General features: G+C 49.4%; 8 protein-coding genes. 4 read left to right on the top strand and 4 right to left on the bottom strand.

Annotated features, from left to right (window positions below):
- Positions 1–11 precede the first annotated feature (11 nt).
- The 4 genes from ACHZCY_RS15135 to ACHZCY_RS15120 form a co-directional block, all read right to left on the bottom strand.
- Positions 12–1094, bottom strand: a complete 1083-nt coding sequence (locus ACHZCY_RS15135) for a deoxyguanosinetriphosphate triphosphohydrolase (protein WP_319549470.1) — start codon at positions 1092–1094, stop codon at positions 12–14.
- 244 nt (positions 1095–1338) lie between these two features.
- Positions 1339–2449 (bottom strand): peptide chain release factor 2 gene (gene prfB, locus ACHZCY_RS15130; RefSeq protein WP_232370973.1). Its coding sequence is split into 2 segments (ribosomal slippage): positions 1339–2364 and positions 2366–2449, totalling 1110 coding nucleotides; the frame shifts between segments, so codons are not numbered across the junction.
- Between the two features lie 268 nt (positions 2450–2717).
- A complete protein-coding gene (gene lnt, locus ACHZCY_RS15125; RefSeq protein ID WP_319549469.1) occupies positions 2718–4298 on the bottom strand; it encodes an apolipoprotein N-acyltransferase in 1581 nt (526 codons plus the stop codon).
- On the bottom strand, positions 4291–5175 hold the full coding sequence (locus ACHZCY_RS15120; protein ID WP_319549468.1) for a hemolysin family protein: 885 nt from the start codon (positions 5173–5175) through the stop codon (positions 4291–4293). The genes lnt and ACHZCY_RS15120 overlap by 8 nt, the downstream gene beginning before the upstream one ends.
- Positions 5176–5809: 634 nt before the next feature.
- Between ACHZCY_RS15120 and ACHZCY_RS15115 the strand changes: the two genes are divergently transcribed.
- The 4 genes from ACHZCY_RS15115 to ACHZCY_RS15100 all read left to right on the top strand — a co-directional run bounded on the left by ACHZCY_RS15115 (position 5810) and on the right by ACHZCY_RS15100 (position 13676).
- Positions 5810–8215 (top strand): acyl-CoA dehydrogenase, encoded by a 2406-nt coding sequence (locus ACHZCY_RS15115; RefSeq protein ID WP_319549467.1) that lies wholly within the window; start codon positions 5810–5812, stop codon positions 8213–8215.
- A gap of 14 nt (positions 8216–8229) precedes the next feature.
- Entirely contained in the window at positions 8230–9516 is a 1287-nt protein-coding gene (locus tag ACHZCY_RS15110) for an acetyl-CoA C-acetyltransferase (RefSeq protein WP_319549466.1), read from the top strand.
- 280 nt (positions 9517–9796) lie between these two features.
- A complete protein-coding gene (locus ACHZCY_RS15105) occupies positions 9797–11830 on the top strand; it encodes a 3-hydroxyacyl-CoA dehydrogenase NAD-binding domain-containing protein (RefSeq protein WP_319549465.1) in 2034 nt (677 codons plus the stop codon).
- A 52-nt stretch (positions 11831–11882) separates the two neighbouring features.
- The gene (locus tag ACHZCY_RS15100; protein WP_319549464.1) at positions 11883–13676 is read left to right on the top strand and encodes an AMP-dependent synthetase/ligase; all 1794 of its coding nucleotides are present in this window, start codon (positions 11883–11885) and stop codon (positions 13674–13676) included.
- Positions 13677–13974 lie beyond the last annotated feature (298 nt).

Here is a 13974-nt window from a genome sequence, read left to right as displayed (position 1 = left end):
GAACGCACTGATTAAAGAAGACTCCATGGTTTGGGCATAAAAATCTGCGAATACAGACCAAGAGCATAACGATCGGTCATACCTGCGATGAAATCACACACCTTTCGATGCCGCTTGGTCTCTTCATCCTTGGTAAATATCGGCTGTCGCAATTGGCAACAGGCTCCGGCTCCATGCACAGGAAACTCATGTTGCAGAAAGTATCCATACAGGTCCCGAATAATACGCTGCGCCTTTTCAAACTCATCATGAACCCGCCAGTTCCGATACACATTATCATAGAGAAAGTTACGCAGTTCATTGATGGTTTCCGTCATGCCATCGCTTAAATGAAGGTGCCCATCGTCGGCATCAATGGTGGTTTTCACCAAATCACCCACCATTGCCTTTATTCGCTGAGAAGAGCGTTCTCCCAGCACTTTTCGTAGGGCCACCGGAAGATCACTGTTTTTGACCATGTCCGCCCGCATGGCATCATCCAGGTCATGGTTGACATAGGCCATAATATCACCAACCCGCACCAGCTGCCCCTCCAGAGTAGCTGCCAAGGCTCCGGTGTTCTCCGGCAATATGTCCCCGTACCCCTTGGAGTGCTTAAGAATACCATTGCGAACTTCCCAGGTAAGATTTAAGCCCTGGCCGTCATTTTCTAAAAAATCGACAATACGCAGGCTTTGTTGAAAATGTTTAAATCCTTTCGGGTGCAGTTGATTAAGACTGTATTCGCCGGCATGACCAAACGGAGTATGCCCCAGGTCATGTCCCAGAGCAATAGCTTCCGCCAGATATTCATTAAGCCGCAGACAGGTAGCCATGGTCCGTGCGATCTGCGACACCTCCAGCACGTGGGTAAGTCGGGTGCGATAATGATCGCCGGCAGGGGCTAGAAAGACCTGGGTTTTATGTTTCAACCGGCGAAAGGTCTTGCAATGAATAATACGATCACGATCACGCTGAAAAGCGGTGCGCAGCTCACATGGCTGATGCTTCTGCCGCGAAGAAAAACGACCTCGGGACTGGGTGCTCAGGCAGGCACGAGGGGAGAGAATACGCTTCTCCAACTCTTCCTGCTGCTGCCGGATTGTAAGATTCATGGTATACTCGGGAACCGACTCCTCAGCTTAAATTTTCGTTTTCCCCGCCTCAGGAGTTGTCCACAAATAACGTGAACATCTCGCATTGCATCTTCAGCTCATAGTTGACTGTTCTTCAATCACAAAGCCCCTAACGTAGCACAACTACACCTTCGGCTTCATTCAATAAGTTCACCCAAACCTACCCTAAAGAGGAGTGCGATATTGCCCAACGTACTTACGGGCACCTCCTTAAAAAGATCGTTTACGGCTGCCACAGCAGATAGGCTTTGATAAAACGATCAAGCTTTCCATCCAACACAGCATCCACATTCCCCTCTTCGCAATTGGTTCGATGGTCCTTTATCAACCTGTATGGCTGCAGGACATACGAGCGGATCTGAGACCCCCAGGCTATTTCTTTTTTATCTCCCTGGAGATTTTCATGATGCTTGGCCTGCTCTTCCCGCTCCTTTTCCATAAGGCGGGCCATCAGCATTTTCATGGCCATGTCTTTGTTGCGGTGTTGAGAACGCTCATTCTGACACTGCACAACAATACCACTTTCCAGATGGGTAATCCTGATGGCAGAATCTGTTTTATTGACATGCTGTCCACCGGCACCACTGGCCCGATAGGTATCGATACGAATGTCCTTGTCCTGAATATTCACTTCCACATCATCATCCAGCTCGGGCAAAACCATGACCGAAGCAAACGAGGTATGCCTTCTCCCGCTGGCATCAAAGGGCGAAATCCGCACCAAACGATGAATCCCTATTTCTGAGCGCAGGTAGCCATAGGCATATTTCCCTTGGACAAGAATGGTAACACTTTTGGTGCCTGCTTCATCACCAGGAAGCAGATCGAGAATATCGGTTTTAAAGCCTTTATCTTCTGCCCAGCGAAGATACATGCGCAACAATATGCCGACCCAGTCCTGGGCCTCAGTACCGCCGGCGCCGGCATGGATAGTGATAATACCGTTGCCGCCGTCGTACTCGCCGCCGAACATGCACTCCAGTTCAACCAGGTCAATCCGCTCTTGTAATAAAGCCAGAGTGGAAACTACTTCCTCGTAGGTCTCACCATCCCCCTCTTCTACGGCCATATCCAGCAACATTTCCGTTTCTTCGAGATCGTTGTAGCTCTTTTCCCAGGAGTTGATAACCTCCTGCAGCTGGCCGAGCTGTCGCTGCACCTTCTTGGCGGTTGCCTGATCATTCCAAAAATTGGGCGTAAGGGTCTGCCGCTCCAGCAGTTCGACCTGTTCTTTCTTGTTATCTAAGTCAAAGATGCTCCTTCAGCGCAAGCATTTTACCCTTGAGTTGATTGAGCAATTGTCTGGAATCTGCAGATTCACTGATTTCCGCCATGGTATACCTCTTTAGAAAAAAAAAATTACTTCTAACCCGATTTTTTCATGAACATTGTGTCAACTTGTTCAGTTATATACCGTTTCCGGATGTTGAACAAAGTCACATAGCGTTTCAAAACCCTCACAATGTTCATAAAAAATCCCGGCTCACGGAACAAGCGCCGTATACTATACAGTTAGCTCATAAGTCTCAAGTGGGGAAAGCAAGATTTCCAGCCTCTTATGAAAAAAAAACTCCCAGCCCACACAAATACGGTCCCCAAACATTACGCACCCCGTCTTCGAAACAGAAAAATAGCAACGACGCCGCAAAGACAACAGGCACCGAAGAGGTAACCATTTCGGGTAAAAATCGTTTCTTCTTCCCATAAAGGAACCTGGCGGGCAAGTGCTGTCGGCACAAACAGTTCCGTCCTCTTGATTATATTACCAACAGGATCAACAAATCCGCTGATACCGGTATTGGCAGCCCGTACCAATGAACGTTTGTTCTCAACCGCTCGAAAAACCGACATAGCCATGGATTGATAGGGCGCACTTGATCTTCCATACCAGGCATCATTGGTCAAATTCGCCAACAGATTGGCTCCTGCAACAGTGCTTGCTCTGGCAATTTCAGGAAAAATTGATTCAAAACAAACCAATACACCCATTCGTATTTTTCCCATAACAAGAGGCGCACTGGATTGCCCAGCAGTAAAATCACCGACACTGACCACCAGTGGGGACAGAAACGGCATATATTTTTTCAGGGGAACATATTCACCAAACGGCACAAGGTGCTGTTTTTGGTACTGCCCAGCCAGTCGGCCTCCAGCATCAATCAACACTGCGGCATTGAAATAATCAACATCCCGGCGTCCGTCCGGGTAGGTACCCGTGATAGTATAGGCAGGCGCACCGGTTAACAGCCAGATATTGTTGGCGATGACGAATTGAGCAATCCTGGACGCCAAAGGATCACTTTGCAGATAAAAAGGCAACGCGGTTTCCGGCCAGACAACAAGCTCTGTGTCCCGCTGATCAAGAACCTCCTCTGCGAGTCGAACATAGGTGGCCACTGTCTGCTCTTTTTTTTCGGGAGTCCATTTATCAGCCTGGTTGACATTGCCCTGCACCACAGCAATTTTTGAGTGCAGTCCCCGCGAGACAGCCCTACTCACGACATCGTAGCGGAGAAAGGAATAGCCAAAAATAAAAACGAGGAAGCCGCAGGCCAGCAGCAGCAGACGCCTCTCCATTCGGATATTCCACCGTACATTCGAGCGCTGCCGGTCGATAATGGCGACAAGTAAACTGTTGCTGAGCAATAGAGCAAAGCTTACGGCATGGTGCCCACCCAGATCTGCGGCTTGAATCAGGCGGGGTTGTGAGTAGAGCCCATAGCCTATGTCCATCCAGGGAAATCCACTGAACAAAAAACTGCGCAGATAATCAAGAGCCACCCAAAGCACCGGTGCAAGCCATACCAGGGTTGAAATAGAGCGCTCCCTGTGCCAGGAACGACCGGCAAAGATACTGAGTAACAAGCAGAATAAGCCCCAGAAAAAGCTCATGTACAGGGCAAGCAGGACGAGTGCCGCGAATGAAAGATAGAGGGGCAAGCCACCGTAACGGCCGACCACGATGACAATCCAATACAGCAGGAAGAGGTGATACAAAAAACCAGCAGCAAAACCAAGCAGACAGCTTTTTTTAGGTGGCAGAAAGAGACAGACGTGCAGCAAAGGAGCCAAAGCTACGAAAAGCAGTGGCCAGAAACCGACCCGACCCGGCATTGCAAGGCCGAGCAACAGCGGCGTCAGGAACCCGTAGACAAGGAAGACACGTTGTGGAAGTTTAGTCATCCTGCTCTACAATCTCTTTTTGGGTAACCCTGATGGTTTTAACCCGTCGCTTATCAGCACTCAGCACTTTAAGATGCAATGATTCATACACTATCAGAGTCCCCACTTCAGGTACTCTGCCGAGCTGATGAATGACAAACCCACCCACAGACTCATACGGTCCTTCCGGCAGGGTAATGGAAAAGTGGGACTCGACTTCCTCTATATCGATCTTGGCATCGACAATTATGGTTTGCTCATCGACAATCCGGAGTTCACTCTCTTCCTGGTCATGCTCGTCATCTATTTCACCAACGATTTCTTCAATAACATCTTCTAAAGTAATGAGCCCACGCACGCCGCCAAACTCATCAACAACCAATGCCATGTGATTTTTTTTTGTTTGAAAGTCGCGAAGCAGCTCAGTTATGGGTTTAGACTCCTGGACAAACAGAGGAGGATTCAAATAATCTCTGATCGCAAAGTCGATACCCACGTTACCGGCGCATATCCTAAGCAGATCCTTGGCATGGAGAATCCCGATCACATGGTCATGGGTTTCTTTGTATACAGGGATGCGAGTGTATCCCTCTTCATTGATCATGGCCACCAGCTCTTCCACAGTAGCATTTTCCTCCGCACACACTATCTCAGCAGAAGGAGTCATGATCTCTGAAGCCAGAGTCCCCCGAAAATCGAAAATAGAACTGATTAACCGCTCTTCCTGGCGGGTTATCAAGCCCTGCTCTTCGCCTTCTTCAAGTAATTCCTGAATTTCGTTTTCGAGTTCTTCAGTGGTATCCGGCCCACCACGAAAACGTATAAAAGATTTCAACCACGCTAGAAAACCCCGCTCGGTCGACGGAGGTTCGGATTTTGAATCAGATGCTGTGTCCATTATTACTGGGAATATCTGTACCTATATTTGATTAAACTAATAGTAACCCATCACGGAGTTGCTAACTATACGATATCAAATTCCTTGACAAGGTAAGCCATCAAAGTTGCTCCAAATTTTCATGGTAGCAAATGACAGCAGGTAAGGGTAGACTCCGAACGACTGCCTTTGATGGCTTGCAATCAATATGAATACTCATGAAAGTAGGCCGGTTGCGGGCAAAGTCAAGCCATTTCGGCAGACAAAAATACATTTATAAACACTCTTTTCCCCGATAAGGCTGAGTTACCAATGTGTGTAAAAAAAAAACCATCACCAGGGGAAAAGACAATCAATCAGCTCAAGCACTCCTTACAACCACTCTTCCAATCTACTCCACATAGAAAACAAATAAAATAATTTCGAAACATTACCAATAAAAAACATTTCTTCCTGAAAACAGATGATCTTACCCGCTGCGGACTAGGCTTTCTTATTTATTTCTACCAGTTATATAAAAAAAACACTCGAGAAGAATGCATACTCGCAATTTCTGCTTAGAATGTAAGAAACGGGCAAAGGCAGTTCCACCCTGTAAATTCAAAAAGCAGGGATGTGTTGCAGTTTACAGGCAATCACTTTCAGGAGGTGCAGTATGGGGATTCAGGCACTCATTATTCTTGTATTTGTTCTTGTTTTGCTCCTTTCCGCATTTCGTTTTTCCTTAAAGTCCTCTTCCATCGTCTTTTTAGGCGCCCTTTTGGGGTGGACAATGCTCTTTTCACCGCCCACATGGCTGTTTGTCCTGCTGCTTGCCGGTACCCTGAGCCTCCTGGTGGTCCTCAACCATCCTCCTTTCAGGCAACGTTTTTTGACTAAGCCACTCTTTGCACAAGCACAGGCAGTCATGCCCAAGGTCAGTCAAACCGAACAGGAAGCCTTGGATGCCGGCAAGGTCTGGTGGGACGCAGAGATATGGAGCGGGGCACCGGACTGGCAAAAAATTCTTGCTTATCCTCAAGCGTCGTTAACTCCTGAAGAACGTACATTTATCGATGGGCCTGTGGAAACGTTCTGCCGGATGATCGATGATTGGCAAATTACCCACACCCTGCTCGATCTTCCGCCGGAAGCCTGGCAGTATCTCAAAGAGAACAAATTCTTTGGCCTTGTTATTGCCAAAGAATACGGAGGGCTTGGGTTCTCAGCCACTGCCCACTCTGCCGTCATCGCCAAAATTGCCAGTCGCAGTATTCCGGCAGCAGTCACCGTTATGGTGCCTAATTCCATAGGGCCTGCAGAACTACTGTTCCATTACGGTACCCAGGAGCAGAAGGATTATTTTCTGCCAAGACTAGCCACAGGCGATGAAATACCCTGTTTTGGCCTCACCGGCCCCACAGCAGGCAGCGATGCCAGCGCAACCCCTGATCATGGGATTATCTGCAAGGGCGAATACCAAGGAGACGAGACCATAGGTATTCGTTTAAACTGGCACAAACGCTACATCACCTTGGGGCCCATTGCCACCATCATCGGGCTTGCTTTTAAACTTTATGACCCTGATCGACTCCTTGGAGACAGGGAAGATCTTGGAATCACCTTTGCTCTTATCCCCCGCGATACGCCCGGGATATGGGTGGGGAACCGTCACTTTCCATTGAACTGTCCGTTCCAGAACGGCCCTAACAAAGGCAAAGATGTCTTCATTCCCCTGGATATGGTCATTGGTGGCAGAGAAGGTATCGGCAATGGGTGGAGCATGCTCATGGAAGCGCTGGCTGCGGGAAGAGGCGTTTCACTGCCGGCACTCTCCACCGGTGGGGCAAAGATGGCCAGTCGTGCCATTGGTGCCTATGCTGCCGCGAGGAAACAATTCAACCTGCCCATCCATCGTTTTGAAGGGGTCGAAGAAGCCCTGACCCGAATCGGTGGCAACACCTATATCATGGACAGTGCCCGTGCAATAACGGTGCACGGGATTGATAACGGGGAACGTCCTGCTGTTGTCACTGCCATTGCAAAATATCACCTGACCGAGCTCATGCGATCCGTGATTAACGATGCCATGGATGTTCAGGGTGGAGCAGGAATCTGCCTTGGCCCTAAGAATCTTCTCGGCAGAATCTATCAATCGGCACCAATAGGCATCACTGTAGAAGGTGCCAATATACTTACCCGTACCTTTATCATTTTCAACCAGAGTCTTCTGCGCTGCCACCCCTTTATCCAGCAAGAGATAAAGGCCATTAAAACCGGCAGCCTCAACCATTTTGACCAGGCCCTCTTCGGCCATCTCGGCTTCCTGCTCAGTAATTTCAGCCGCACCTTGTTCATGGGCTTTGGCGGCAACGCACTGCTTCCCAAACAAGGTGACAAGGTTACAGGAAAATATATCTCACAGGTAACAAGACTATCCTCAGCCTTTGCCCTTGTGGGTGATATATCCATGCTGGTTCTTGGTGCTGATTTAAAACGCAAAGAAAAGCTGACCGGAAGACTGAGTGACGTAATCAGCAACCTGTTTTTGACCATGGCTGTTATCAAGCATTACCACGACTCAGGGACACCGATACAGGACAAGCCACTGGTTGAATGGGGTTGTCAAAAATGCCTGCATGCTGCCCAGGAAGGTCTGTTGTCCTTGTTTGCCAACTTCCCCATAAAAGCGATTGGCCATTTCCTTCGCTGGACGGTCTTCCCTTTGGGACGAAGCTACCCCCAGCCTGACGACCGACTCGGACGGCAGGTAGCGGCCATCCTTATCAGCGATACCCCGGCAAGAGATCGACTGACTGAAGGTATTTTCCTGCCAGACAACGAGGAAGAACCGCTGACGCTGCTCGATGCCTATTTGACAACTTCCGCCCAAGCTCAATCAGGAGAAGCAGCCCTGCAGGATGCGGTGAAAACCAACAAGCTCACGGCCACAGGTGCTGAGGAGCGCATTGACGAGGCAGCGCAGAAAAACATTCTCTCGCCAAGCCAGGCTGAGCTCCTGCTGACCCTGGAACAATACCGTCATAAAATCATAGCGGTTGACGACTTCCCAACATTGTAAATGGAGGCATGCATATGAGTCACCACCCCCCCGTGTATGTAGTGGACGGAAGCCGTACCCCCTTTCTCAAGGCAACCGGCAAGCCGGGACCTTTTACCTCTGCCGACCTGCTGGTAGCAACAGGAAAACAACTCCTCGCCCGGCAACCATTTTCGCCGGACCTTCTGAGCGAAGTTATCATCGGCAGTGTGCTTCCCAGTCCGGATGAAGTCAACATTGCCAGGGTAGCCTCACAGCGACTAGGCTGCGGCCACAAGGTACCGGCATGGACTGTACAGAGAAATTGCGGTTCAGGTATGCAGGCACTGGAGACGGCAGTAGACAGAATCAGGGATGGTCATTCAAATTTTATTCTTGCCGGCGGGGTAGATGCCATGAGCCATGCCCCTGTGCTGTTCAACGATGAAATGATCGGCTGGTTGGCAGACCTGAATAAGGCAAGGGGACCACTGGCTAAACTCCGTCAGCTTTCACAGCTTCGGCCCCGCCACCTGCGCCCTGTTTTCGGCATATTAAGAGGCCTTACCGACCCGGTGGTTAACCTCAACATGGGACAGACCGTTGAAAACCTGGCAGATATGTTTCATGTGCAGCGTGAAGAGATGGATCAGTATGCCCTGCGCAGCCATCAACGTCTGGCAGCAGCATACGACCAGAAAAAGATGACCGAAGTGACACCAATCTATGACCGTAATGGACACGCTTATACAGAGGACAACGGGCTGCGACGAGACTCCACCATAGAAAAACTGTCACGGTTGCGACCGGTTTTTGATCCCCGATTCGGCAGAATCACAGCCGGCAACGGGGCCCAGATAACCGACGGTGCGGCATTGCTCCTGCTGGCAAATGAAGAAATAGTCAATCAATATCAACTACCGGTGCTTGGTACCATTGTTGACACGCACTGGGCAGGTCTTCCGCCGGAGCATATGGGACTCGGACCGGTACACTCCACAATCCCCCTGCTGGCAAGAAACCAACTCCAACTCTCTGATATTGATTACTGGGAAATCAATGAAGCCTTCGCGGCCCAGGTCATTGCCTGCCTGCGGGCATTTGCTGATCCGGTGTACTGCAAGCAGCACTTTGATTTGGAAACCCCGCTTGGCAGCATCCCGGAAGAGAGAATCAATATCGATGGAGGTGCCATAAGTCTTGGCCACCCTGTGGGATGCAGCGGAGCCCGCATCGTTCTCCATCTGCTCAATACCCTGCAGCAAAAAAAGGCGCAAATCGGCTTGGCAACCCTCTGTATCGGAGGGGGGCAAGGGGGAGCAATGCTATTGAAAAGAGGCTAACCCGAATTTCTCATCAGTTCAGGCGGCGTCAGGTTCAAAGTTTTTGGCAATGAATTATAGTAGCCTATATTCATTGCCAAAATACTGAAGAAAATGATGCTGGATGGACTGACCTTTGGTGAACATTGTAAAAAAATACCAATTCTATTTGAATTTACATAACATACAAAAATTATGTGTAATTTGTTAAGTTGACACAATGTTCATGAGAAATTCGGGCTAACCCGGATTTCGGGCTAACGGTTGACCATTACTACTGCCTGCTCCATGGAGATCTTATATGACTTCTGAGATGAAAAAATTTGCCCACTGGAATTTTTCCCTGGATAAAGATAATTACTGCTGGCTGACCATTGATGTCGCGGAAAAATCCACCAATGTGCTGACCCGAGAAGTTCTGGACGAGCTACGGGAAATCATCCCGGTTATAGAACAGCAAAAACCACAGGCACTGCTCTTCCAATCCGGCAAGGCAAACGGCTTTATTGCAGGAGCAGACATCAGCAGCTTCACCACCATAACCAGCCAGGAAGAGGCACTCCATCTCATACGGCAAGGCCAGGATATTTTCACCATGATTGAAAACTTTCCCTTTGCCACCATCAGCCTTATCAACGGCTTTTGCCTTGGTGGGGGACTGGAACTGGCCCTTGCCTGTGATTATCGCATTGCCGTTGATGAGCCGAAAACAAAAATCGGCTTACCGGAAGTCAAGCTCGGGATTCACCCTGGTTTTGGCGGCACGGTTCGCCTTATACAGCTCATTGGCGCACCCGCCGCCCTGCCACTTCTCTTGAGCGGCAAAATTCTCGCTGCACGGCAAGCTGCCAAGCTTGGAATCGTTACCCATGCGGTTCCCCCACGCCTGCTCCGTTCTGCTGCCCGAAAAACACTCGCAAAAGGACAAAAACATACGCGCAAGATTCTGCCGAAACTCGCAGACGCCGCTCTCGCCCGCCCGCTGGTAGCAGCACTTGCCAGAAAAAAACTCAAGCAAAAAGTTAACCAAACCCACTACCCTGCCCCCTTTGCACTGCTTGATTTGTGGGAGAAGTATGGCGGATCTCCAACTACAATGATGGAGCAGGAAGCCCAGTCAGTTTCGAAACTGATACGTACACCTACAGCTCAAAACCTGATACGAGTTTTTCAGCTGCAGGAAAAATTGAAAGCCCTTCCCGCAGACACGACCTTTGCGCCTCGCCATGTCCATGTCATAGGTGCAGGGGTCATGGGTGGTGACATTGCGGCATGGTGCGCCCTGCAAGGGTTTACAGTCTCCATCCAGGACAACAGTCATACTATCCTGGCAAAAACCGTACAACGGGCAGCCGCCCTGTTTCAACAAAAACTCAGGGCTCCACATCTGGTCAAAGCGGTTCTTGACCGCTTCATACCGGATATCAATGGCGCCTGCATCCCTAAAGCGGATGTGATCATTGAGGCAATTTTTGAGGATGTCAATGCCAAAAAAGAGCTCTTTGTTGCCCTTGAACCGCAAATACGCCCCGATACACTGCTCGCGACCAACACCTCCTCAATCCCTTTGGAAACTTTGGCAGCAGATCTAAACAATCCGGAAAGACTGGTCGGCCTCCATTTTTTCAACCCGGTTGCGAAAATGATGCTCGTGGAAGTCGTCAGCACCTCCTATGTCGAGGAGACTGATGTGCTCAAGGCTATTTCCTTTACCAAAAAAATCGGCAAACTTCCCCTGCCGGTACACAGCAGCCCAGGCTTTTTAATTAACCGAATCCTGATGCCCTACCTGCATGAAGCGGCACAGCTTGAGGCTGAAGGAGTGCCGCCCCTGGCCATTGACCAGGCTGCCGAGCAGTTCGGCATGCCGGTCGGGCCCATAGAGTTGATGGACTTGGTCGGCCTGGATATCTGCCAGTCGGTAGCGGAATTCATGACCGTTGACCCGACCATGAAGATGCCGGAAAATCTACAAAAACTACTTGACCAAGGACGGCTGGGGAAAAAAAGCGGTGCGGGGTATTACACCTACAAAAAAGGCAAACCAGACAAGCCCTCCATTGATAAAAAAACGTCACTACCCGGCGATATTGCAGACCGACTGATTCTACGACTGGTCAATGAAAGTGTCGCCTGTCTTCGCGAAAAAGTGGTGGCGGATGGAGACCTTTTGGATGCCGGAATGATTTTTGGGACCGGGTTTGCGCCTTTTCGTGGAGGCGTCGTTCACTACATGCATGACCAGTCTCCAGCAGCACTGTTGAGTAAAATGCAGCAACTGGCCACCCAGTATGGCGGGCGTTTTACTCCTGATAAAGGTTGGCAAACAATATAAGCTCTTTGCAAGAAAAACATGTCACCTTCGACACATGAGAAGAGGATTCCCTATGCAGCGAACCACAGATTACATAGCTCCTGATCATGTGCATACTCTGCACGGTCTTTTTCTAGAACGTATTTCCCGTAGCCCACAGGCAACCGCCTACCGATACTTCAACAAAACAAATGAAACATGGGAGGATATAGCCTGGCAGGCAATGGGTGAGAGAGTCGCCACCTGGAAGGCAGCCTTAGCCAAAGAACAACTTGCAGCAGGTGATAGAGTTGCTCTGATGTTACCCAATAGTCCCGAATGGGTATGTTTTGATATGGCAGCCCTCCTGTTAGGGCTTGTTGTGGTCCCCTTATTTGCCAATGACCGACCGGAAAATATAGCCTACATCCTTGAAGAAACAGGCACCAAAGTCTTGCTTTGTCCAGGTCTTTCTTACTGGAACGATCTTGAGCCTGTGCTTAACAGGCTTAAAAATATTCAGCGCATTGTTACGCTGGATTTCTGTAAGGTACAGGATGAAGATCTCCGCATAAAGTGCAGCAGCGAATGGCTTGCCTGTGAACCAGTGGCACTTGACACCGAGTTCAGTAATGGAGACGATGTAGCATCCATTGTCTTTACCTCCGGTACTACCGGTCCACCCAAGGGAGTCATGCTCAGCCACCGCAATATACTGGAGAACAGTTATGCAGGGCTGCAGACTATTCCCATTTATGCAGATGACCTTTTTCTCTCTTTTTTACCGATGTCTCATATGTTGGAACGAACAGTGGGCTATTACCTGCCTGTCATGGCAGGTGCTACCGTGGCTTTTGTCCGCTCTCTTCCGCAGCTGCGAGAAGATCTCCAGCACCTGCAGCCAACGGCCCTTATTGCAGTGCCCCGTGTATTTGAAAAAATTCATGCTGGTATAAAAAACTCGTTGGCAAAAAAAAGCAGCCTCGCACAACGATTATTTACTCTGGCGGTAAACACAGGCTGGCACCGTTTTGAGTGGGAACAAAAAAGGGCTTCCTGGTCACCTCTTCTCCTGCTGCACCCTTTACTTGATAAAATCATTGCAGCCAAGGTAAGGCAACAACTTGGTGGTAAGCTGCGTATTATTATCAGTGGAGGCGCTGCCCTTTCCCCGGAAATAGCAAAACTTTTTCTCGGACTGGGGCTTCCCCTCTGCCAGGGATACGGCCTGACAGAAACCAGCCCGGTTGTCAGCGTCAACAGGATGGAAGACAACCGACCTTCCGGCGTAGGCCCTCCTTTGCCGGGGATTGAAGTGAAAACAGGCAAAAACAATGAACTCCTGGTGCGCGGCAGTTGCGTAATGGGCGGATACTGGAAAGATTCCGCAGCCACAGCCCAGACCATGACAGCCGACGGCTGGCTGCGTACCGGTGATCAGGTTGTGATCAAAGACAAGCATATACAGATCATCGGCAGGCTCAAAGAGATCATCGTCCTCAGTAACAGTGAGAAAGTCGCCCCTGTGGACCTTGAAATGGCCATCACCCTGGACCCTCTTTTTGAGCAGGTTATGGTCGTCGGTGAGGGGAGACCTTTTCTCACCATGGTTGCCGTACTTGATCCCAAAGCATGGGCAGAACTCCGAGCCACGCTCCATCTACCCGACAGTGAGGATTCGCTCCACTCGAACATACTGCAACAGGAAGTACTGGCAAGGGTTGATAAATGCCTCCACTCCTTCCCCGGATTTGCCTGGATAAAACAGGCCGTGCTCACACTGGAGCCATGGACGGTTGAGAACGAACTCCTTACTCCTACTCTGAAAATAAAACGGGAAAAGATTGCCACTCTGATGCAAAAGGAAATTGAAAGGATGTATGCTTAAGTGTATGTTTAAAAATGTTTTTTTTCGATCGAAACCTGCTGAACCCAGACTCCTGGATAGGTGAGCAACAAAAAAGACTCCGAGTAGTTAGCCCGGATTTTTCATCAATAAAGTTTTTCGCAGGGCAAGGCACAAGCCACGCAGCTGTAGTAAACTACCGCAAGTGGTTTGTAACGTAGATCCTGCGGAAAAATCTATTGACCCGAAGGGGGAACTTTTTGATTTAAAACAAAAAACAAACTGCTAATTGCACAATTACTCTTTAATATATAATATCAATTAGTTGAGTTTCAAATCA

Origin of the sequence: Desulfogranum marinum (assembly GCF_963675105.2) — a bacterium.
Taxonomy (GTDB): domain Bacteria; phylum Desulfobacterota; class Desulfobulbia; order Desulfobulbales; family Desulfobulbaceae; genus Desulfogranum; species Desulfogranum marinum.
This window is presented reverse-complemented; position numbering and strand designations above follow the sequence as displayed.